This window comes from Clostridium sp. BL-8, from assembly GCF_002006495.1.
Classification (GTDB): domain Bacteria; phylum Bacillota; class Clostridia; order Clostridiales; family Clostridiaceae; genus Clostridium.
On the sequence record NZ_LZZL01000003.1, the window covers coordinates 64,763 to 88,648 of the forward strand.

Below are 23,886 nucleotides of genomic sequence, written 5' to 3' on the forward strand. Positions count from 1 at the left end.
TTTTCCGAAACGTGTTTGTTTCATGATTTAAATACATCTCATGTTAAGGTTAATCCGGCTCAGAAGGTTTATAAGAGGTTTATATATGCATTTAAATACATCTCATGTTAAGGTTAATCTTTTCGTTAACAACTCCATAATAAAAATTGTTAAATTTAAATACATCTCATGTTAAGGTTAATCATCTATAGTAAACCAGTTAATTATACTACTAGGAATATTTAAATACATCTCATGTTAAGGTTAATCCAAAAGGCAGACAGATATACGAAGCATTAAAGCAATTTAAATACATCTCATGTTAAGGTTAATCCTTATAATGCTAATGGTAATTGTAACGGGATGCCATTTAAATACATCTCATGTTAAGGTTAATCCTATTATGCCATTTATATATTTAACTTCTCTTGATATTTAAATACATCTCATGTTAAGGTTAATCTGGATATTGTTAAAACTCATTTAGGTCCTATCTAATTTAAATACATCTCATGTTAAGGTTAATCCTACTTTAGCACTTAATAGTCAAGTTTTAGAGGGATTTAAATACATCTCATGTTAAGGTTAATCACATAGTTAAGTTTCTTTAGAAAAGAAAAATTTAACATTTAAATACATCTCATGTTAAGGTTAATCCAAAGCAAAATAGCCATTTCTTAAGATCAATAATATCATCAAACTTCCTAAAATTCAACTTCCGCTCAAAAACTTACCAGCCGTTTAATGAATTTAAGGATATACTTGAAATTTTCTCCTTAAGCCTTACTTTTACAGTCTTACAAGAACTATTTCTTGTTTTGTGGCTGGTAAAAATCTAGTTATGCCAATATGGAATTTTTCATATTATTAAATCTTCTCCAATTGCTCCCGAGGTAACCCCTAATACTTCTTCTCCAAAAACATTATCGTTCATCAGCTTAATAATACATATAAAATCTTCATTTTTATCAATTACTTTATTCAAGTCTGTTTTTAATCTTATTAGCTTTGAAGGAGACATTTCACCTCTAAAAACCGATTTTTGAAAATGAGACAGATACTTTTTACATACCTTGAATACTTTTTGTACTCTTTTCTCATTTACATCATAAAATACAAATGCATAATTATAATTACTTATCTTAGACATTTACATTCCCTCCTTTAAACTAAAAGGAACAAATTCTTTATCTTCCATTATATATTTGATTAATTTATAGCAATCCAATTTTATAGCTGTTCTATAGCTAACTTTCCTTTTTAACTTTGGATGTGAAAAGACTGACTCCATTCTTTCTTCAAAAGCTGTAATAAATATATTTCTGCCTTCTTCATTTAAAAGACAATAATTTACTTTCTTATCAAAATGTTTATTCACCTGGAGTTTTTTATTGTTCACTAATTCAAAGATTGTTTTATATACAATTGCAGGCTTAAAAACCTCGCTTATATCAAGACTTAAAGAAAATCTACCTTCTGAAGGTTCATGAAGATAGCTTATCCTTTGATCTAAATGAGTTCTGTATATTGCAGATATTGTCTTTGTATATAAAAGTGTGTTTCCAAAGGATATCAATGCATTTATAGGATTGTCTGGAGGCCTTTTCACTCTCTTATTCATAATGAAATCCTCTGGTAAAAAATTTTTAAATTCACCGTAAAATCTCTGCCATACTTCTCCTTCAGCAGACATAAGTTCTTTAATATCCTTGGAATTGTCAACCCTTTTAAAAAATTCTTCTTTAATCCAATCTAAACTTCCCTTAACTTCTTTTTTATTATGCTTGTAATAATGGTAAAGTACTTCTCTTATATTAATTCCTATTCCTTTTACAACAGCCTTTGCAATTGTCATTCTTGAAATAGTATATTTTTCAACCTGCTTTACTAAAAGCCTTCCACTATTATATTGTGCTTTAGGATAAAAAGTCCCACTATATCCCTCATGATAATTAAAGAAATGTACTACTATATTATTTTGTGATAAAAAATCCAACAATTTTGTATTTACACTTACTTCATTTAAGCAATAAATTTCTTTCGTATTTTCAACTGGAATATAGACATTCTTTCCATCTTTTCTAAAACATAAAGAATTATCTTTCCTAGTGAGCTCTCCCATAGATGATATATATCTTGTACTTCCCATAATATTTTCTCCCCCTGTATATTTCTTTCTATAATTATTAACTTCTTAATATAATTCAAAAATTACATTTACATTATTCATATTGAATTTTTATCTAAAGACTAGAATATTATATTTCTTCTATATATAGCAGTATTCATAATAAGCGCATTTCTTGCACTTAGGTTCATTCAATACCTTTGGTATTTCTTCACTTAAAATCAGCTTTTCTATATCGCAAACATATTGGTCAATTTCTTTTTCAAGCTCCTCAGTTAATTCAAAATACATAATTTTCTTATCAGTTTTGTTCTTTTCAACACATTCTAGCTTTCCTTTTCTTATTATTCCTTTGCTCTTAAGCACTTTTAAATAATAAATAAGCTGCCACTTTCCTGCTTCAATATCAGCATCTGATTTCTTTACTTCTGTTAAATATTCTGCTGTAAGCTTATCCAGTTTGATATTATCAATGGAAATCTCAGCATTTTCTGAGCCTGAAGCTTTTTCTTCATGAATAGCCTTTCCAACCTTAACCATCTCACTATTATCTTCTAAATTAAGCCTATTTCCATGAAGATAGCATTGCCTTTTGCAATGGAAATAATAATTAATTAAAGTACCATTTACTCTCATAGCTTTAATTCTCCTTCATAAGACCTAAAAATACTCTCTGTGGTAATTTTAATATTAATTTTTTATTTTGATACTTTCACAATTTAAACGAAATATCAATTCAAGCTAAAAAGCTGCACGTTATCATATACCTTAAAACCCGACAAACAATCCTATTTCTTTCTTAAATTTATCTTTATCAAGCTTTTCTCCCTCAAAGTATTTATCACCATTTTCTATATAATAAAGCTCACCAATCTTACTATTATAAAGTAAATCATCATTTTTATTTATCTGGTAAATAAAATAATTCATTTTACTTTTTATTTCTGAAAGCTCCACTTGTTTTTTTGAATAGTCCATAGAATTATTGTTTAATAGCTTTTCATACTCTTCCCATACTTTTTTTCCATCAATAATTATAAGTTTATCTCCTTCTTCTTTATTGATAGTTCTAGCTAAATAAACGGACATACTCCATTTATTTTCGTCTATTAATTCCATTCTTTTTTCAATAACCTTAAAATCAAGCTTGCCTACAGCCTCTTTAAAGAAATTCTCCAAGTTATTATCATTAAAGACCTCATTGTATTTTTTTCTTATCAATTTAAGTACAGGAAAATAATAGTCTTCAAAATTCTTTTTTATTAAAATTTCTCTCATACTATCATCTAATAAGCTCAACGCTTTATTAACCCTTACATCATTTTTATATATGCCATCAGTTTTATCTAAATTGAAAAAGTAAACTATTCCTTTTCTTTTACAGGATCTATTTATTCTTCCCATAAATTGTTCATCACTATCTAATTTAGAAATATCTTTATAACCTATATCCATATCAATATCTACCCCAGCTTCTATAACCTGAGTAGCAACTAAAATTACACATTCTTTTTCTATAGCTTCACTTTTAATATTCTTTAAAATCCTCTGCCTCTCTATGGAATTATCATCGCCAGTCATAAGCTCTACCTGGTAACCTATTTGTGTATTTTCCTCAATGTAGCCTTTAATATCTCTATAAAATCTATAAGCACTTTCTTTTTTTATAAATTCTATAAGTATTTTTTTGTCCTTAGCTATTTTATTTATTACATGACTAAATAAGGCACTTGCAGTATCCTCTTCCTCCATTAATTCATAGCTTACCTTTACTCTGTCTTTAAATAGAGGATTAATAAAATATTTCTGACGATTTTTAATCAATTGAGCAGTGTTTTCCTCGCTATCTGTTAAAATATTAAGATTAGGTAACGTTGCTGACATTATGATTATTTTCATATTAAATAGCTTTGCAAAACCTTTTAAAAAGGCTATTATTTCTGCCCATATTATATTTTTATAACTTTGAATTTCATCTAAAACTATTACGCTATTTGCTAATTGATGAAAAGCAAAAGCAGCTTCTTTTGATACATTAAACATAGTATTAAACAAACTGACATGAGTAGTTAATATAAAGGGATAATTTAAAAATTGCCTGTCTAATAAAGCCTTAGCATAATATTTATAATCATCTTCCTCTTTTGATCCCTTTTCTTTTTCTTGTCTATCTAGCTTTATTGGAGTAACCGAATTTATTACTGCAATTCTTTTTAAAATTTCTTTATGCTTATCAAATATTTCACTTAAGGTAATCAAATTTTGCTCAACCAAAGTATTAAAAGGATATACATAAAAGATCTTTTTAAGTTTTTCATTTTCTTCAAACAACTTAAAGCTTAGATTCATAGAAACATTGCTCTTTCCACTACCTGTAGGCGCTTCTAAGAAGAATATATCGTCTTCTTTATTTTTAATCAGCTCCTTTTCTGCATCTAAAAACATTTCATTTCTTAAGATATTTATGTTTCTCTCATTTAATAAATCTTTATTATCCTTGCAATACTCTTCACATTCATATTGTCTTATACCCTTATATACTTCTGTATTCTTATACACATCATAAAATTCATCTATTTCTCCAAGTTCGCCAAATTCATTTAACCTTACATCACCCATAAACTCAGTGGTAGCATAAAAATCGCAGGCAACTAATAAAGAATATAAAAGTCTTTCATAAGTATATAAATATATAGTCTCTACCTTATTTTTTTTAGTTAGGTATCCTTTAATATAGTTACATACTTTTATAGCTTGATTATTTCCAAGCTTAAAACCTTTTATATAAATCTCTTTATAGGTATTTGAAAAAAGTTCAATAACCTTAAAGCCTATTTCTCCATCATTAAATTTATTTAAGAACCTATAAAAATCATCTAAATCTCCATGATGCTTTGATATTATATATCCATTGAGAAATAAAAACGGAAGTATTGAATTTTTATCGCTTTTTTCTAGTTTTAATACCTTATCAAAAAAATAATCTATGTATAGTACTGCTGAAAGGATAGAATGATCACTTCCTACCATGTCAAAAGCCTTTGCTGATTTAATTTGAGGATTATCCATTTTTCTGATTTGAAAATAAGGATTTATTTTTCCCATATCATGCATTGCTATAGTATTTATTATTAAACTTCTAAATAGATTTTTTCCATCTTCACTAAGCTCTTTAAAATAATATTTCTCAAAATTTAAAAATACCTCGTCTATATTTTTCTGCCTAATTAATTTTTCAAAATATTCTTTGCATAAATCTGTATGTTCTTTTAAAGTTTCTTTTTTAATTTCCTCTGCTTTGGCTGAAGCTTTCTTTGAATCTTCTAAATGTGCATAAAAATCATAGTTTTTATTTAATAACTTTGATATATCAATATATCCTTTTAAATTAAAATACATAGTTCTAACCATTCCTCACTTTAAACCTAAAAATATTAGCAAAAAAGACAGCTCTATGGTTTTGTCTTTCATATAGCTGTCTTCTCTTCATAATTACTGAATTTATTGAATTTTATTTATTCTATCTGCTGCAATTTGATATACTGCATTATCTTCTCTCACCGAAACCACAATTACTTTCATTGTCTCTTGTTCCCTTATAAGTTTATATACAACTCTTATTCCTAATTGTCTAAGTTTTATCTTTAGATATCCTGTTAAATTATTTCCATTTTTATTTCCTAATGGTTTTCCGTATCCACCTTCACTAAAAGGCAACGGATTACTAGATACTTTAGACATTGCTTTTAAAACTTGTTTTCTTTGAGAGCCATCAAGGGTTTTTATATCTGCTTTTGCTTCATCCGTATACTCAATTCCAAAGTTCACTATTCTATCTCCACTTCAACAGAATCCAAGTCTTTTTGTGTTATTCCTAATTCAACCATCAAATCTTCTTGCGATGTACCTTTATCATTTTTTGCATTTTTCATTCTTTTCTCTGCTTCCATATATAAATGGTAATCTTCAATTTCTTCCATTAGTTCTTTATATTTTTCTGGAGAAATAATAACACCAGTTGGTACATTATTCTTTACTACAATTTTAACACCTGTTTTATCTACCTCATCAAAAATTTTACTTGCTTCTCCTTTGTTAAATCTTGAAATAGGCACTATTGAATCTAATATGTTATTTACTGATATTGTATTCATTATTAATATCACTTCTTTCTTTATGATAATACTATTATACTCCTAATATATAAATATATACATAAATATATCAATAAATTTATCTATGTATTTATATTGTATACAAAATATAAATTGAAATCAATATTATTCTTTAACATATCCTATTTTTAAAGAAAGGTACCTACTCTTTAATAAATTAAAAAAACGCTATACTCTTATCTTTAACCTTATATATAGTAGTATTATTCTTGTTTACTAGGTTCATATTTGTATAAATTAAAGCTTCTAAAATATACATATTAGTCTTTTCCTCTAAACCTATAGGCAACTGCTCTTCATATTTAAAAGTTTCAATTATTTCATCATCTGAAAAATCATCATCTTCTTCTGCTCCCAGGTCTATCTCAAAATATTTCTTAGGACACAAGCTATCAACCTTATTCACCTTTACAATTTCTTCAATATAACTTTCATCAAATAATTCTACTGATTTAATATTTGCATAATGATCGTTTTTGCCCAAGTAAGGTTCATATACACATTTATTATTTAATATATATTCTGATACTTTTTCACTTTCCTCATTATCCACTAAAACGTATATATCCCAAGATGGATTTTCAAGCCATTGTTCCTTAGTTATTAAATTTCCTCCCTGCTCCTTTGAAGCATAACCAACAGAATTATTAAACACTTGTACTTTCTTTGAAATAAAGCCGTTTTTATTATTTGGAACTATTGATATTTTTAGATTTTTCAGCTTACTATAAAACTCTGGAAAAATAACTTCATCAGCCTCAGATTTTTTGGATTCTTTATTAGTTTTCATCTGATTATAGCCCTTGTATCCAAGTATCGCTCCAAAAATTCCAAGGAGCGCTACTTTATGAATATTTCCATAAGTAAAATACAAATAGGTATTTACATCTGGCTTTTTAAAAAATGCTGTTTTACCTTCTAGTGTAAATTTAAGTATTTTCATAGTTTACACCTCTTCTTGTGTAAATATATTATAAGTTTTTGCTCCTTTTATATCAGACTCTATTTTAGTTGTATATGGATTATAATAAATTTCTACTGCCTTTATCTTATCTGAAACTTTATTTATTAAATCAGAACATCTGATTTCAATTAAGTTTTTATCTTCTCCTTTTGTAAAGCTTATATATTCTGATAAATTAGGGAGATATAAAGTTTCTTCTGTCTCTACGAATAATGCAAATTCATTTTCACATCCAACCTTTGAATTAGTTGCAAAAGCTGTAGCGCATACTAAAGAAGTTTTCTTGAATTTTTCATAATCTTCTTCTGTATATCCATCAGTTACTCCAAGCTCTACAAATTCCTTATAAGCTAAAGGATTTATGGTAAATGGATAAAAATAATGAGCCTCATTACTTACAATTTTAGTTCCTAGAGTTGAGTTTTTTGCTTCTTCTGTATCTGCACTATCTTTTGAACCATCTCTAAAGGGCGAAAGGATTTGTTGCTCTTCTGACGCTGTTTCCTCATATTTATTAAACCCTTGACCCACTTGGACTGCACCAGTTATTGATATGTTATTTCCTTCTTCTGCAAAGGTAGCTCCAAAATTCTTAACATCTATTGCTTTAAATAGGTTAGTTAAAACTTCCTTGCTGTCTTTACATTCTTTTAAATTTCCTACGCCAAAAATAAATTCATATCTTTCCTTTAAGGCTCTTGGCACTAATTGAACTTCTCCTTTTTTCCCTTCGGAAAATTTCATTGATTTTATATATAAAACTTTATCACCATTATTGTCCCACATTTTTTTCATTGGATATTTCAAGGCTTTGTCACTTCCAAATACGCTGCCATCTGAAGTTGTCTTTGGATATCCAGTAAAATCTGCATTCCAATTAGCCATAATTGAAGAAATTCCCAATACTCCACAAACTCTTTTATTCATTTATTTCTACCCCCTTAGTGCTTTCATAAATTAAACTGTTGCTTAAATATCCACCTAAAATCAAATCTTGATCAACCTTAGTATTATCTGGTGTATATCCTAAAATCATAGTATATAAATTATTAAATCTTTTTCCTTTAGAATCTATATCATAGCTGTACTTACTATATAATCTTCTTAATTTTTCCTTTATATCCTCATTATTTTTCCCATTAATAAAAGGATTTGCTAAGGAATGAGGCTTTTTCTTCCCTCTGCTTTTAGATAATAAATATCCAACCAATTGACCAACTGCAAAATAATATTCATCATCATTATCCAATTTATCAGTAATATTTGAATTTATTTTAACCCTTAAAGAATCTTTAATATCATGAATTATATCTGCCATATCTCTTCCTTCCTTAAAATAATTAATCAATGAGCATCTTAAATTAAATTGATGGCTTGCCTTTTGTATATATCCTTCTTCAACAGACCCTTTTACAAGATTTAATGAAATCTTATTTAATACAGGAAAAAGACCATAATCTGAGCCTTTATATATCCAATTAAATAAAACATCTCTTGATAATAATAGATTACTTTTTAAACATCCATCATTAATTGATAAATCACTAGGTTCTGTGAAATAATTATTAACTAAAAACTTAGAGAAAAAAACTTCATTTAGTATTTGTTGTATATCTTTAAGCTTACCAATTTTATCATCGTAATTTTGTATAGATATATTTTTTGAGCTTTGATCTACATCAAGGATGTTTTTGAAATTAAATTTTTTAGCTAAATTACTTTTATAATCTGTGATAATATCATAATCAAGTATTTCAACTTCTTTTCCCTTTTTAATTCTTATAAAAATGCCCTTAAATGTGGTATCTGGCAGCTTTCCATTTTCATATGGCTCTATTTTATTATTTAAATTATCAATATAAACATTGACCTTACCTAAGGCTGCAAAATTCATGAGATAATCAAAGAACTTCTTTTGCAAAAGTACTTCGGTGTTACTTAATAGATATGGGACAGTTATTTTTCTTGTTTTATTTTCTAAATAAGGTTTTTTAGCATTAAGTCCCATATTATCATTTGGAAGACCATATATTTCATCATTATTACTAATATTAAAGTCATTATTATTATAAATATTAGGCATTAAATATCTTTTGCCTTCGCTTTTATATTCTTCTATAGGGGCTTCAAAAAATATCTTCAAATAATCTTTCCCAGTAATTTCAATACCTAAATTAAATATATTATCTTTTATCCAAATCTTTATTTTCTCTAATTTTTCTATATTAACTTTTCCGATTTCCTCTTCAAGAGCTTCATACATTTTCATTGCATTTTTTGATTTTGAATATTTTATATTAGGCTTAGACAAAACTTCATAATAATTATCAATTACCTCATTAGTTAATTTTCCATTAGTTAAGCTCTCTTTTTTTATAAAAAAAGACAGATAATTATTACTATGTATTATTTTCTTACTATCTATGGGCTTATTCATATCAATGAGCTTACTGTTATAATCATAAGTGCATAAATCTTCATAGTAATTATTACTTCTGTCAACTTCCTTAGTCTTTTTATCTAATTTTATATTTACAACTTCTTTAATTTCATAACTTTCATCTTTAGGCGAAACTACGACATAGGTTCCATCTGCCGGAATATAGGAATCAATTATTAGCTTATCGCCAGCTGATTTCTCTAATACCTTTTCAAATACTTTAAGACAGTCCTTTAACAAATTCTCTCACCACCTTTATTTTAGTCACAACAAAATAAATATAAATCTAAGTTAATTTATTTTCATGCTCTTACAGCCATCTGTAATTCACATAACCAAAACCTCTCGCATTCATTTCAAAGATGCCTGTCCCAAGACTCATATATGCAAGCTTTTGAGCATTTTCATTCTCTGATATATTTAGTGATATCTTATCTCCTAAAAGCTTTACGTTTTTATACTTGGTTGCTATAGGCTTTTTATTTTTAAATTCAATGGTAGAATAAAACTGAAAATCTTCATCTATCTTGCTTCCTGTAATGCTGTTATATTTTTTCAGAAGATTTACCTTTAATCTTCTTTCAAATTCATCTAGATTTATCTGACCCTTCCAGTAACCATCAGAATTCTTCATAACAGCTGGTGTTATTGAATATAGTTTTTCAATATGTTTCTTAGGTAATATTCTTACTTCTGATGTAAGCCCTTTTAAATCATTATTAAATTCATTTACAAGTTTATCAGCAAAAAATTCTGCAAGTTCTTTGTCTACAGTTCTGATAGTTAAGGTATATATCCTATCTTTTTTGTAAACCTTATTTTCTTCAATGGGATATGGAGCATCAAAACAATATCCCTTAAATTTATTACTCTCATGAAATTCTAATAACTTCGCATCTTTAGCCATGCCTTCATCAATAAAAGCGCTTATTATTGCCTGTGAATCTTCTATAGTTATATCCTTTAAAAGAAATATTTTAAGCTTTATTTGAAAAACATTCATTCTCGCACCTCCTATTATAATTTTACTGTATTTGCATTTATTTGTAAATAAATGTAGTAAAATACATATAAATGTTATTGTTAATCTAATATTGATACAAATATTTGTCAAAACTAAATTTAAATACATCTCATGTTATTATTAATCGCAAAGAATATAAGTTGCAATGAAAAATAATGGCGACTACATTCTATTTTTGTATATCATGCTGCGGCCATTATTATAAATTCAAGCACTACATATGCAATGTAACTCTTTAGCACAACTTAATAATTACATTGAGCAACTTTAACTAATCTAACAATTGAACCTTGTTTAGCTCTTACTAATTATTTATTTTTTACTCTAACTTGTAAAATTTTCGCTCCTTTATCATTGTATACTTCTATTTTTACATTGTTTTCACTATTTCTTATTCTTCTCATTTCCCCAACCTCTCCTTTCACATTACTCATTAGTTTTGACCAATAGAAATTCTTATTCTTATGCTAATAGTTATTCATTTATACAATTTTTTATTCCACTAATCTTTATTACTTTTCAAATTAATACCTGTGCAACAAAAAAAATCCAAAGCTAAAAACTTTGGATTAATTAATGCGATTACTTTTTATTGTATAGTCCATACAATCTACATACTAATTACAATTATTAATAAATCATTTTTATAGATCATGCTGCGACCATTATTTTTTTAGCGTAGCTTTGCCCATTTTCAAGATATGAATTATTTTTATAATTACATCCTCCAAACCATCTACATCCTATTATAAATTCTTCAGGTCTATCTCTGTACTCTTCTTCTGTTTCTATCTGTTCTTTTAACTCTGCTATTTTTATTCTAATCCGTTTTACTGCCGTAGCTTGTAGAATTAGTGAAATAAGTATTTATCTTCCCTAAATCACTTTTCTTATAAGTTAATCTATTGGTTGATAATAAATCAAATGAACAAATATTTAATTTAAATACATCCCATGTTAATCCAGGTACAGAGCTTGGAACGGGTACAGTCCCTACATTTAAATACATCCTATGTTAATGTTAATCCTTTTTATTTACCACCAAGTAAACAAATAAGACTATTTAAATACATCCTATGTTAATGTTAATCATTATAACCGTAACATTGGAGGAAGTGAAGATGGAATTTAAATACATCCTATGTTAATGTTAATCTACTGGAATTGTGCTAGTAAAAATTTGATTTGGGTTATTTAAATACATCCTATGTTAATGTTAATCAATGTTTATTGTCATAAAGATCTAAGTGTATATGAATTTAAATACATCCTATGTTAATGTTAATCATTGAAGACAAAAGCATTACAAGGGATAAAATATAATTTAAATACATCCTATGTTAATGTTAATCAATTAATTCTGGTGGTGGTGATGTATTTGCAGGAAGATTTAAATACATCCTATGTTAATGTTAATCCAAAGCAAAATAGCCATTTCTTAAAATAAATAATATCATCAAAGGCCTTGAAAATCAACTTTCCCTTGAAAATTTACCAGCCGATTTGCATATTTAAATAGATAATCAAAAGTTCTTAGTACTGTCTTACATCTACTGGCTTTTTAGAATTCAATATACTTTTGCGGCTGGGAAAAATTTTATTGAGTCCAAGGTTATATGAGTTGTGCAAAATACTTTACAGTACCTATTTAATGTTCAAGTTTATTTAAAAATTGTGCTAAACATTTATATTTATTAGATACAATGACCATTATATGTATATAACATATTTTATAAAATATGTTATAATAAACATTATAAGGATATTGGTGTGCTTTACTAACTTTAGTACTCATATGAATAAAAACTTTCAATAATATAATGTAAAAAACAGGAGGAATTATTATGTCACTTGAATCGGTAAGGAATTATTTTAAAAAGTGGAACATGGAAGATAGAATACTGGAACTTCCTATATCTAGTGCAACTGTGGAAGAAGCGGCAACTGCTATTAATTGTGAAGAGAAAGAAATTGCAAAAACAATGTCGTTCAAAATTAATGATAAGGCAATTTTAATTGTGATGGCTGGAGATGCAAAAATTGATAATTCTAAGTACAAAGCGCAGTATCATACAAAAGCAGTAATGCTAAAAGGTGATGAAGTGGAGCAAATAACAGGGCATCCTGTTGGAGGTGTATGTCCATTTGGAATTAGATCTGACATTGAAGTATATTTAGATGAATCACTAAAGAGATTTGTAAAAATATATCCTGCATGCGGCAGCAGAAATAGTGCAATAGAACTTTCTCTCGAGGAATTAGAAAAATATTCTAATTATAAAGAATGGATTGATGTTTGCAAAGGTTGGAATTAACAGTATGAGTATAATAAAATACTTCCCTCTTGTTAATCCGTATTTTGTTATACTCATCTATATTCCCTAAACCCAAAACTTCTGACATTCATCTCTTCAATTCCAACTTCCAGGACAAGATATGCAATATACTGCGAAGTATCATCATCTAAAATATCTACCCATATCTTATCTCCTAATAAAGCCTTACTTTTATACGGAGTTCCTATAGGCTTAATATTCATTAATTCCATAGTTGAATACAATTTAAAACTCTCCTTAATTTCTTCCTTTGATATTCCTGTTCCTATAACCACTCTTGACCTTGTTGTATATCCCTCATGGTTATTGGAATGTCCAATATTTTAAGTCTCTCCTTCATTTTTAAACTATTCGAACTCATACTTATTTCTTTACTTGAGTTATCCATTTAATAAAATTTCAAAAAATGTTGCTACAAAAAAAGTAGCATGATATAATATCTGTAGTGTGCTACTTTTTTTGTAGCACACATATCAAATACATATTAGAAAGAGGTGCAGTTATGCCAGTAATTACAATGAAAATGAAAAAAACTCAACCTGAAAAGAAAAAGGAATTAATTGAAAAATTAACTTCTGTAGCTGCTGAAGTTACTAATTCTCCAGCAAGTTCTTTCACTGTCTTTATTGAGGAATATGATGCTGATAGTATTGGTATCGGCGGTCAAACATTGGCTGAAAAATTAGCTAACAAATAAGACAAAATACTTAAGTTCCTCGCTTTTCTATTACAAGCGAGGAGCGATTTATATTTAGAGATATTTTTCAAGGAGGAATTAATATGGCAGTTCCATGTCCAGGTAAACCCGTTAGGGGCTCTAAATCCGGTGTCCCGATTATGGCTCTCTTTGATCTTTTAGGTAAGAATTGGGCAATGGGTATCATTTGGAATTTACAGGAGGGCCCTTCTACTTTTAGAGAACTTCAAAAACGGTGTGAGTCAATCTCTCCTACAATATTAAACAACCGTATCAAAGAACTTAGAGAAGCTGATATTGTAGATCGCACTAATGATGGTTACCAATTAACTACACGTGGAAAAGAGCTTATGGAGTTATTACGTCCATTCGGAGCATGGTCGCGTACTTGGTCTGAAGAAGTATTCAATTATTCAAAGACACTCGATAGTTAGATGCGCTCTTATTCAAGAAGATGATTATAAAAGCAATTTAAACCACACGAAATATTGATGAACAGCTGATTTTACAGTAATATGCTTTTCATAAAGGAAAGGATGAATTTTAATGGATTTGCTTAATGTTAATAAGGACAAATGTATTGGTTGCGGCGTTTGTGCTGCGGTTTGCCCAAAGAATTATATTGGAATGACTGAGGAAAGGACTCCAACAGATGCTGGACTTACTTGCATAGCTTGTGGTCATTGTGTTGCTGCCTGCCCCCAATCGGCATTAGATCATGCTTATGCACCACTTAATGACCAAGTTTTGTTAGATAATACTCCGGTCGTAAATGCTGAGATTGCAGAAAGTTTTCTTCGTGCCAGACGCTCTGTACGGGTGTATAAAGAAGATGCAGTTCCAAAAGACAAAATCCTAAAGCTACTAGATATTGCAAGACTAGCTCCTACGAGTAATAATACTCAAGGTGTGCAGTACTTGGTTATTGATAATAAGAATACTCTACAGGCTATTACCAAAGCTACAGTAGCCTGGATGGATGAAGCAGTCTCAAAAGGTGATCCAGCTGCAGCTTATTTTTCTGATTTAGTAGAACACCATCATAAAACAGGGCTGGATGTTATTTTGCGAAATGCACCCTGCTTTATCCTAGCACTAGCTGAGAAAAGTTTTGCACGTGGACGTGATAACACTCATTTCTCTCTTGCCTATGCCGAATTGTTTGCATCAAGTCTTGGACTAGGAACATGCTATTCAGGCCTTGTTGAGACCTGTGCTAGGTCTGGCTATCAGCCATTACTCAAAGTATTAGACCTTCCAGAAGAATTAATAGTCACTGGTGGTATTATAGTTGGCTATCCTAAATATAGGTATAAAAGACTGGTAGATAGGTCTAAGCTTAAAGTAACTTGGCGTTAATTAACTAATTCTCATAAAATAAAACAAGAACAGGCTGCATTGAGTAATTTATAATTATTATGCAGTCTATTCTAACATATGTGTCTGCTGTATCTGCATTAGAACAGACTAGCTATATTATTCAAGCTACTGCTTATTTTAAAGTACGTCTCATTTATACTCTACCTAATTTCCTTGAAGATAGATATAAAAAATCACTCCTATAATTTATAGACAAAAAAAGTTTAACGAAATAAACTTCAATAGATATTCCTTCTTTTTGTAAGGATATTCAAGGCTCAAAATCTTGTAAGAAATAATACTTGCCAGTGAAGCAATAGGAGTCCCAAGTCCGCCAATAGTCACTCCATAAAAAAGTGCCTGCCAATTGAATGCAAAGTGAGCAAACAAAATACTGCTTGGCACATTGCTTATGATTTGACTTGATAACAATGCAGACAAATAAATACTTGTTGATGTATGAGTCAAAAATGTGAGAAAATTACGTATTGTAGCAATGTGAGATATATTTCCTACTGAAATGAACAAGCAAACAAAAGTAATTAATAATCCGTAGTCAAGTTTTATGAATATGCTTTTATTTAAAGCAAGTATAACTAATATTAGATTAATCGAAATGGAAAAATATTTTATTGTAGAAGATGTAAATTTAAATACATCTCATGTTGAAGTTAATCTCTTTTGACTGAAGAAGTGATTTCTTATTTCAATTGATTTAAATACATCTCATGTTGAAGTTAATCCAAAGCAAAATAGCTATTTCTTAATACCAATGATATCATCAAACTTACTCATAATCAACTTCCGCACAAAAATTTACCAGCCGTCTAATAAATTTGAAGTAAATCTTAAAAACTTCTTGCAAAGCTTCTTATTTACCCGTTTACAAGAATACCAATTCATCTTACGGCTGGCAAAAATGGATTTCTATGGGACCATACTGATAACAACGCCTATGCATTATTGTAATTCCAGAAATATCAATGTTTTTCAAGTTGCATAAACTAAACTTTATTATTTTACATATAAAAATGAGGTGATCTTTTGTTAGATAACAATTATAAGTGGAGACCTATGCGCTATGCAGGTGTGTCTGAAGAATTTATTACTTGTGCTGCAACTGATCTTGATAAATTCAAAATGTGGGCAAGAACTTGTGAAAGGTTAATAGGTAATCCCTTATAGCACTGGACTAATCTTGAATTAAGAAATTTCTTTAGAGCTACAAAAATTTTAAAGGAAAGCAATGCAAAAAAATCTATGAGCATTGTAATACGAAGAAAATTTAAATAACAGAAAAGACAAGCTTAAAATAGTTACGCTTGTCTTTTCTCTTTAAGCTACTTATTTTTAATAACCATAGTTATACCTTAAAATTATTAACCATACTAATTAGCTTATTAGTGCTTACACTAACTTCCTTAATTAATTCAACAACATTTCCCGAACTTTCAGATATGGTATTTATATTTTCTGCAATATTAGTGGTTCCAGCAGCTAATTCAGTATTTGAATCATTTATTTGTTTTACTGCATCCGAAACCCTAAGCATAGAATCCATCATACTGTTAGATTTATTGCTAAATTCTGTTGTCATATCATAAACCATAGCTGCATCTTTACTATACTGCTCTCCTGTTTTAACAATCATCTCATAATCATTTATCACATCAACATTAATAAATTTAAGCATATCTTGAGAAGTAGAAACCAAGTTGTCTACTATTCCCATAACGATATTACTAATATTACTTATTTCTGATACAGTGTTTTTAGAATCTTCTGCAAGATTTCTAATTTCTTCTGCTACTACTGAAAAACCTTTCCCTGCTTCACCTGCTCTTTGGGCCTCTATTGATGCATTTAATGCTAATAAATTTGTTTGAGAAGCAATTTCTAAAATAGCTTCTGATAAAACCTTTATCTTTTCTACTTCTTTAGCTTTTTCAATAGCTTCTAATAATTTACTTTGAGTTTGTGAATTAATCTTTTGAGCATTTTCCATAGAATTAACAGCTTTATTTTTGAGTTCATTAGCTCTCTCATTTATAAGCTTCGAATTCTCAGCTTCACTTTTTGCCTTTAGTGCAATTCCCTTCATATCTGAGTTAATTAAAGATGTAGTATTGCTCATTTCTTCTGTTGAAGCTGCTGTCTCCTCCATACCACTTGATAATTCTTCTGTTGTAGCATAAACATCTTCAATTAATCCAGATAACTCACCTATATTTTCATTAGTTTTTTCAACTTTATTTTCGACATTTCTTGATTCATTAATAACAACATTGATAATCTGCCTAAAAGACTCCTGCATTAAATTAAAACTTTTTGCCATTTCACCAATCTCATCATTGCTATGAAAATCAATCCTTTGGGTTAAATCTCCACCATTATTAGACATTTCATTAAGTTTTGAAAGCATAGTAGTTATTGGTGCAACAATACTTTTAGATATATATCTCCAAGCTATAACAAATATTATCACCAATGCTAAAACAGATATTCCCATTAAAATTATTGTATTTCTTATATCATTTTCTATACTACTCATAGATATTTCAATGTTTTTTGCTGCTGCTTCGTTAAATGTATCTGCTTCCTCATTAATCTTTTCTGAAGTAGAATCAAATTCTCCCATAGATAAATTTCCTTTTTCAGGACCACCGTCTATGTAAGCTTGTGCCATTTTCTTTCCTGTTTCATAATAAGTTTCAAAACTTTTTTGTATATTATCTAATTCACTTGCACTTTCTGGATTTTTTTCTTTAAGATCACTCACAACACTTTCTAGATCCTTAGCAAATTTTTCTGCTTCATCAAACCCATCATCAAAGCCTTTTGCGCCTCTTGTCGCACTAATATCTGTAAGAAATTGCTGGACTTGTACAACATCTAATTTTAGTTCATCAGCTTTAGTGCTTATATAAAAATATTTATTATTCATTTCCCGTACCTTTTTTAAATTGTTACTTGTGGCGTTAAATTGTATTGCCATAAACACTATAAAAAACAAACTAAGTGATATTAATGGTAACAATACTTTTAGCTTTATCCCTTTTATCATTCGAATCATTCCCCTTATAATCTTATTTAAGCAAAAAATTAGCGAAAATTATACGCTTATTTATAGTTTATAACTTTCGCTAAAACATTTCATCTATTATCTTGATTTTTTTATAAATTTACCTAATCATTATCATAAACTTCTTTTTACTACTTAATCAACAAAAACAATAATATGTTCCATCATCTAATTTATTAATAATCATATAAATATCCCTCCATTATTTTTAGCATTAAACAAAATTACTTTCTTTACCTAATTTATTCATTCAACTTGTATAACCTACAATTAATATAAAAAAAATTAGCAAAAGTTATAACCTTATTATAAATTTATAACTTTTGCTAAAATATATCATCTACTATTCTGATTATTTTTTATAATTTTTTTGCATTTCTATCTATAATAAGTTGGGATATAACTTTCGATTTTTCCATCAATTTTTCAAAACATCATATAGCCTTTGTATATTAATACCCTATCCCTATTTTATTATCTGTTAATTTCAATTGTAGGAAATTTTAAATCCTTATATTTAGCAAACTTTTCTTTAACAGTTGCTAAATTTTCTTCTGTATAGAAACCACCTTGTGTATGCATAATTTCCTTTACATGCTCCTGTCTTCCTTTAGTATCTGTACGATCACGACTTAAGCCATCTTCTTGAATTACGAATTTCCACTTACCTTCTTCTGTCTTTTCTAAATTTCCTCCTGCACCACAAACTTGACATTCAACTGGAAAATATACTCCATCCCATTGTGGCTCTCCTAAAATTAATGCATTTGAATGACAATGTGGACACCATCCCATGCCTTCATCACCAAGCCATTCTCTTTCTGCTACTGGTGTGTTTAATGATCTCATGATATTTTCACCCATTTTATGAGCACGCTTTATCATATCATCATGTAATAAACATTGTTTTGGCGCTGGTACTCTTGTTGCTAAATACATATCTACTACGTCAAAATCATTTGTAAAACATGTAGCCTGCATACTTTCCAAAGCCATTGACTGCCATGAACGAGTAGAGCCTCCAACTGCAATTAATCCTGCAACTCTATCTCTATGCTTAATTGCTCCAATTGATTCTAAAAATGCTGATTCATATGCTAAATTTCTATGCATAAACTTTGTGAACGTTGCTGTTGGCATTAAATCATATGTTGGTGCTGATACAATTATAGCATCTACATTTAACATAACATCCATGATTGCCTGCTTATCATCTTTTTTGCTTAATGTACATCCAACATTTTTTCCACTAGTCATACCATGTGTACAAGCTGTACATCCAGAACATTCAATAATGTTATAGTCTCTTAAATTAATCATTTTTACGTCTGCACCTTGTTCCTGACATGCAAGTAGTGCTTCCTTTAATAGAATTTCAGAATTTGAATCTTTTCTTCCTGCTGTTATACCTAATATTGAAAAAGTCATAATAAAATTCTCCTTTGTATTAATATCTTTAATTTAAATAGTTTCTGGTAATTTAATTTCTCTTACCAAAATAAACGAATTGTATTAATATTAACATATGGAAAACTTGCCTTCATCAAAAATAAGTCTAAAAATTCTCTATTTAGCTATATCCAATTCATACATTTTTTTAATAATGATAAGGAGCAAAATTAATGTGCAAAAGAAATTATTTAGATATAAAGAAATATGAAATTTATGATAGTTTATTAAACAATGGAAATATTGATAAAATTCTCAGTGTAACTGAAAATCTATTAAACAATCAAATTTTCATTTTAGATACCAGTTATAGAATTATTGCTCGCTCAAAGCTTGCAAAAACTAATAATTCAAATATAGAAATTCACAATGGTGAAGAATATCTTATGCTGGATATAGTAGCCTTAATGAAAAAAAGCAAATGTATCGACAATATTTACAATACAACTAATTCCTTCTTTTATTATGATGACGAGAATTTAATTTTCTGTGCAATAATAATTAATAATATTACAGTTGGATACATTGGAGTTTTGCAAAGCAATAGGGAATTTCAAGAAGATGATTTAGAACTGACAAATGCCCTATCTAAAGTACTTTCTATTCAATTAGAAAGAGAAAACTTATTTGTCACCACCTCAGGATTAAATGAAGAATACTACTTAATGGATTTATTGATAAATAAGATTGACAATATTGAATATATTATGGGAAGATTACAAAACAATAATTTTAGTATAAAGGAAAATTTCATTATTCTATCTATACCTTTTAAGCAAAAGTATAAGGATTATAGACACAATTTTGCCTTAAGAGAATTAATTGAAAGACTTAAGGTAATACTTGAAAATTGTATTTCTACTTATTATAATGATAAAATTATTTTTCTTATCAGCAATGAATATAATGAAGTTATTACAGCTTCTATAAAAGAAAACCTATTAATTTTTTTGCATTTAAACAAATTGAAATGTGGTATAAGCCTTCCCTTTCAGAATTTGTTAAATATACAGGACTTCTTTCATCAGTCTGTGCATGCTTTAAACTTATCTGAAAATGTAGATACAGATAATAAAAATATAAATACAAATAATATTATTTACTTTGAAAATTATATAGATAATTATATATTTCAAATTTATGATGATCCAAATGGTAATTTAAATAAGATAAGCTTATCAGCTTTAATTCATCCTTGGCTTAATCAAATAATAGACTTTGATAAAGAAAATAAGACCGATTTATTCTTAACTCTAAAGACCTATTTTGAAAATAATAGAAATGCAAATATCACTGCAAAAAAATTAAATATACATAGAAGTACATTCTTTTACCGCTTTAATAAAATTCATAAAATACTTGGAGTAGCACTTGATGATAGCAGTAATTTGTTTACTTTAGAGCTATCCTTTAAGATTCTAGAATATAAAACTCAAGCAAAATCTAATTTGTAAGAAATTTATTTCAAAAAAATTTTTATTTGTTATTGTTATTCTTCTATTATTAACATATATCCTATATGAAAATAAAAATTACGCGCATGAAAAGATTAATAAGATAAGTCTTAAAGAGTTTTTTTGCTGTGCTTTATATAGGAGTGAAAGAAAATGAGAGAAAGAAAATTTATTAGATTAAGAGTTGATATGTATGAGGATACAAAATTTAAAATAATTGATAGAATGCCTGAAAGAGATGTAATCCACTATGTTTGGACCAGGCTTTTAGCTTTATGTGGAAAAGTAAATTTAAATGGGGAATTATATATATCTAAAAACATCCCTTATACAATTGAAACCTTAGCAATAGAATTTAATAGAGAAGCTGCAGAAGTCAGCTTGGCTTTAGACACCTTTATAAAATTAGAAATGGTTGAACTTATGGCTGGTGGAGTATATGTAGTTAAAAATTTTGTAAAGCACCAAAATATTAAGGTAGAAAAGCCTGTCAAAGCCGCTGCTGAAAAAGCCCCTGAGGATATGGTACCTAGTTCTAAAGAATCAGCTAAAAATACTAATAATAATAATACTAAAGATCACTTGGAAAATTACAATAATAATGTTAAAGCACCAATTAATAACGTCATTTCATTAAATCATGTTGATATAAATCAAGAAGTAGATACTAATCAAACAGACAGCATAAACTTTAGCAGCAATATTGATAAAGAGGTATTAGTAGACGTTAATGCTAATAATATTAATGCCATAAAGTCCGTAAAAAATACAAATTGCATTGAAGAAGCTGCTAGTGATAAAATTGACACTACCGCTCAGAAAACTGACCAAAAAAATTTAGACGCCCAGAGTAAAGTTACAAAAACTTCTGAAAAGAAAATGAGAGCAAATAAAGGCCTGACTACAAAGAAAAAAGTCACAAACGTAATCTCTTTTGATGAAGAAGATAATAATGAAGAAATAATGGAACTTTCTAGTGGTGAGCCAAAGCTTGGTAAAAGTGATGTCTTAATAAACAGTTTCAGCTTTTAAGCATCACTTTCTACTTTCCTCCTCTTCTTCCATTACTTCTATTCTATTTCTGCCTCTTTCTTTTGCTAAATATAATAGCTTATCAACATTTTGTATAGCCACCTGTTTTATTTGGGTTTTATTTTCATACAAACCGCCACTTATTGTTACTCTTATATCGTCATCTATTTGAAGTGCCTCAATATTTCTTCTTATATTTTCTGCTATTTTCTTAGCTTCTTGTATTTTTGTATGTGGAAAAATAATAATAAATTCTTCTCCACCATAACGTCCAATAAAATCTGTTTTTCTTAAATTATCCATAAGATAGCTGCTAATATCTATAAGTACCTTATCTCCACATAGATGGCCATAAGTATCATTGATATGCTTGAAAAAATCAACGTCAATCATCATTATAGTAAAGATGTCTCCGCTCTCTATATATGCATCCATCATATCATCTAAAACTTTATCAATATAATATCTATTATATAAATTTGTAAGTCCATCTCTTATGGACTTTTCGTATATCTCTTTATTTTTTTCTTTAAGAATTTTTGTTTTATTTACTTGATATGTATAATTTAAAGTTAAGGAATAAGTTTCTAAAAGTACAAATATAAACATACCTATTTGAAAAAGATATCTACCAACATACGGAAGTCCATTATTAACAAGCATATCATTAACTCCAGTTATGATTAAACCACCAAAAGCTATGAGGGATATTATACTGTTTTGTTCTTTTTCTTTAACTTTTTTTATAAGGAAGGCAAATATATCTGCTGCAATAATAATTACAATTATTTCACCTGGAACTGATAGTCTATCATAAAAGGTATTGTTGGTAAAAAGACATATACCCCCAAATATTATAGAAAATATTGATGAAATTATAACAATCCTCTTCTTCATATTAGGAAATACGTCTTTTATAAAAAACACATATACTGGTATCCATAAATAATATGTAAGTGCTGCTGTTTTGCTTAATAACTCAAAAGGCATATTAGGAAAGAAATGGACAATTATCCTCTCATTTAAAAACAAGCATCTTAATTGTATAAACAAACATAATATAACAAAAAATAAATATGATTTTTTATTCGGCATTCTTTTATATAGCGATATGAAGATTAATTCTATTACGAGCAATCCGCCAAATATTATAAAGTCTATTCCAGAAGCAATAAGCGATTCATTTATTATCTGATCTTTAAGTCCAAGCTCCATTGACTGAATAGTAGGAAACACTTCTCTGTAGTCTGAAGTCTGAATTACAATTTCAATATGCCCATCTTCAGGCATAAAATATGAGTATATTGGCAGATATATAGCCTTCTCATCCTCATAGCTTTTTCCGACTTTTCCAACCTCGCCTTGAACTATTCCATTTACCCAAAGTTTTGAAGCTGATAATAACCTTTTTATTCTAAGGCCATATATAACATCTTTTGGAGCTTCTATTTCTAATTTTAAAGTCATATATCCTGCATTATTTTCTCTAAGCTGCTCCTTTAAGTTGCCTGGAATCGTAAAATATTCATCTGGTTTTCTATTTTTCAGATCCTCCGGAGTTAATAATTCATTATTATATATTTCCCACTGTCCATCCAAATTAATTATTCCTTGTCCTGCAAAATCATATTTATCGAGATACATATTTCCATTTATAGCTTGAAGATTTGTAACTTTCCTCATGTGAAAAAATGAATATATGCCCAAGAGCAAAGCTATAAGCACTATTATATTCATAATCTTTTTCATCTATGATCTCTCCTTTGC

Annotated in this window: 21 protein-coding genes and 2 CRISPR repeat arrays (1 of these 23 running past the window's edge); of the genes, 7 read left to right on the forward strand and 14 right to left on the reverse strand. The window is 28.4% G+C overall.

Going from position 1 to position 23,886, the window contains the following annotated elements; all coding sequences use genetic code 11:
- A CRISPR array of direct repeats spans positions 1–636; the repeat unit is 30 nt; unit sequence ATTTAAATACATCTCATGTTAAGGTTAATC; it begins 40 nt to the left of the window's first position.
- 202 nt (positions 637–838) lie between these two features.
- The 10 genes from cas2 to cas6 all read right to left on the reverse strand — a co-directional run bounded on the left by cas2 (position 839) and on the right by cas6 (position 10,689).
- Complete coding sequence (gene cas2 / locus CLOBL_RS01190) at positions 839–1,129, reverse strand: CRISPR-associated endonuclease Cas2 (RefSeq protein WP_077857323.1); 291 nt, start codon at positions 1,127–1,129, stop codon at positions 839–841.
- Entirely contained in the window at positions 1,130–2,128 is a 999-nt protein-coding gene (gene cas1b, locus CLOBL_RS01195) for a type I-B CRISPR-associated endonuclease Cas1b (protein ID WP_077857324.1), read from the reverse strand.
- A 120-nt stretch (positions 2,129–2,248) separates the two neighbouring features.
- Complete coding sequence (locus CLOBL_RS01200; protein ID WP_077857325.1) at positions 2,249–2,743, reverse strand: CRISPR-associated protein Cas4; 495 nt, start codon at positions 2,741–2,743, stop codon at positions 2,249–2,251.
- Positions 2,744–2,875: 132 nt separating this feature from the next.
- On the reverse strand, positions 2,876–5,506 hold the full coding sequence (locus CLOBL_RS01205; protein ID WP_077857326.1) for a CRISPR-associated helicase/endonuclease Cas3: 2,631 nt from the start codon (positions 5,504–5,506) through the stop codon (positions 2,876–2,878).
- A gap of 102 nt (positions 5,507–5,608) precedes the next feature.
- Positions 5,609–5,935 carry a type II toxin-antitoxin system RelE/ParE family toxin gene (locus tag CLOBL_RS01210; RefSeq protein WP_077857327.1) on the reverse strand — a complete coding sequence of 109 codons (327 nt, stop codon included), beginning with the start codon at positions 5,933–5,935 and terminating at the stop codon, positions 5,609–5,611.
- Positions 5,935–6,261 (reverse strand): type II toxin-antitoxin system prevent-host-death family antitoxin, encoded by a 327-nt coding sequence (locus CLOBL_RS01215; RefSeq protein WP_077857328.1) that lies wholly within the window; start codon positions 6,259–6,261, stop codon positions 5,935–5,937. The genes CLOBL_RS01210 and CLOBL_RS01215 overlap by 1 nt, the downstream gene beginning before the upstream one ends.
- Positions 6,262–6,439: 178 nt before the next feature.
- The gene (cas5b, locus tag CLOBL_RS01220) at positions 6,440–7,225 is read right to left on the reverse strand and encodes a type I-B CRISPR-associated protein Cas5b (protein WP_077857329.1); all 786 of its coding nucleotides are present in this window, start codon (positions 7,223–7,225) and stop codon (positions 6,440–6,442) included.
- Between the two features lie 3 nt (positions 7,226–7,228).
- On the reverse strand, positions 7,229–8,173 hold the full coding sequence (locus CLOBL_RS01225) for a type I CRISPR-associated protein Cas7 (protein WP_077857330.1): 945 nt from the start codon (positions 8,171–8,173) through the stop codon (positions 7,229–7,231).
- Positions 8,166–9,926, reverse strand: coding sequence for a type I-B CRISPR-associated protein Cas8b/Csh1 (locus CLOBL_RS01230; RefSeq protein WP_077857331.1), 1,761 nt, complete (start codon positions 9,924–9,926; stop codon positions 8,166–8,168). The genes CLOBL_RS01225 and CLOBL_RS01230 overlap by 8 nt, the downstream gene beginning before the upstream one ends.
- Before the next feature lie 70 nt (positions 9,927–9,996).
- Entirely contained in the window at positions 9,997–10,689 is a 693-nt protein-coding gene (cas6, locus tag CLOBL_RS01235) for a CRISPR-associated endoribonuclease Cas6 (RefSeq protein WP_077857332.1), read from the reverse strand.
- Between the two features lie 960 nt (positions 10,690–11,649).
- Positions 11,650–12,128: a CRISPR direct-repeat array (repeat unit 30 nt; unit sequence ATTTAAATACATCCTATGTTAATGTTAATC).
- 426 nt (positions 12,129–12,554) lie between these two features.
- Here cas6 and CLOBL_RS01240 point away from each other — a divergent pair.
- Positions 12,555–13,025 carry a YbaK/EbsC family protein gene (locus CLOBL_RS01240; protein WP_077857333.1) on the forward strand — a complete coding sequence of 157 codons (471 nt, stop codon included), beginning with the start codon at positions 12,555–12,557 and terminating at the stop codon, positions 13,023–13,025.
- A 53-nt stretch (positions 13,026–13,078) separates the two neighbouring features.
- On the opposite strand, the gene CLOBL_RS01245 is transcribed toward CLOBL_RS01240, so the two are convergent.
- Positions 13,079–13,270 carry a hypothetical protein gene (locus tag CLOBL_RS01245; protein ID WP_143323829.1) on the reverse strand — a complete coding sequence of 64 codons (192 nt, stop codon included), beginning with the start codon at positions 13,268–13,270 and terminating at the stop codon, positions 13,079–13,081.
- 278 nt (positions 13,271–13,548) lie between these two features.
- Between CLOBL_RS01245 and dmpI the strand changes: the two genes are divergently transcribed.
- The 4 genes from dmpI (at position 13,549) to CLOBL_RS28415 (ending at position 16,287) form a co-directional block, all read left to right on the forward strand.
- A complete protein-coding gene (dmpI, locus tag CLOBL_RS01250; RefSeq protein ID WP_009171801.1) occupies positions 13,549–13,743 on the forward strand; it encodes a 4-oxalocrotonate tautomerase DmpI in 195 nt (64 codons plus the stop codon).
- An 83-nt stretch (positions 13,744–13,826) separates the two neighbouring features.
- The gene (locus CLOBL_RS01255; protein ID WP_077857335.1) at positions 13,827–14,177 is read left to right on the forward strand and encodes a helix-turn-helix domain-containing protein; all 351 of its coding nucleotides are present in this window, start codon (positions 13,827–13,829) and stop codon (positions 14,175–14,177) included.
- A gap of 112 nt (positions 14,178–14,289) precedes the next feature.
- On the forward strand, positions 14,290–15,102 hold the full coding sequence (locus tag CLOBL_RS01260; protein WP_077857336.1) for a nitroreductase family protein: 813 nt from the start codon (positions 14,290–14,292) through the stop codon (positions 15,100–15,102).
- Positions 15,103–16,146: 1,044 nt separating this feature from the next.
- On the forward strand, positions 16,147–16,287 hold the full coding sequence (locus tag CLOBL_RS28415) for a glucuronate isomerase (protein WP_242953765.1): 141 nt from the start codon (positions 16,147–16,149) through the stop codon (positions 16,285–16,287).
- A 178-nt stretch (positions 16,288–16,465) separates the two neighbouring features.
- On the opposite strand, the gene CLOBL_RS01275 is transcribed toward CLOBL_RS28415, so the two are convergent.
- Both CLOBL_RS01275 and CLOBL_RS01280 read right to left on the reverse strand, forming a co-directional pair.
- Entirely contained in the window at positions 16,466–18,166 is a 1,701-nt protein-coding gene (locus CLOBL_RS01275) for a methyl-accepting chemotaxis protein (RefSeq protein ID WP_077857337.1), read from the reverse strand.
- A gap of 492 nt (positions 18,167–18,658) precedes the next feature.
- Entirely contained in the window at positions 18,659–19,612 is a 954-nt protein-coding gene (locus CLOBL_RS01280; protein WP_077857338.1) for a flavodoxin family protein, read from the reverse strand.
- Between the two features lie 194 nt (positions 19,613–19,806).
- Between CLOBL_RS01280 and CLOBL_RS01285 the strand changes: the two genes are divergently transcribed.
- Together CLOBL_RS01285 and CLOBL_RS01290 are read left to right on the forward strand one after the other, a co-directional pair.
- The gene (locus CLOBL_RS01285; protein ID WP_077857339.1) at positions 19,807–21,087 is read left to right on the forward strand and encodes a helix-turn-helix domain-containing protein; all 1,281 of its coding nucleotides are present in this window, start codon (positions 19,807–19,809) and stop codon (positions 21,085–21,087) included.
- A 153-nt stretch (positions 21,088–21,240) separates the two neighbouring features.
- Positions 21,241–22,119, forward strand: a complete 879-nt coding sequence (locus CLOBL_RS01290; RefSeq protein WP_077857340.1) for a phage replisome organizer N-terminal domain-containing protein — start codon at positions 21,241–21,243, stop codon at positions 22,117–22,119.
- Positions 22,120–22,122: 3 nt separating this feature from the next.
- On the opposite strand, the gene CLOBL_RS01295 is transcribed toward CLOBL_RS01290, so the two are convergent.
- Positions 22,123–23,868, reverse strand: coding sequence for a diguanylate cyclase (locus CLOBL_RS01295; protein WP_077857341.1), 1,746 nt, complete (start codon positions 23,866–23,868; stop codon positions 22,123–22,125).
- Positions 23,869–23,886: the final 18 nt, after the last annotated feature.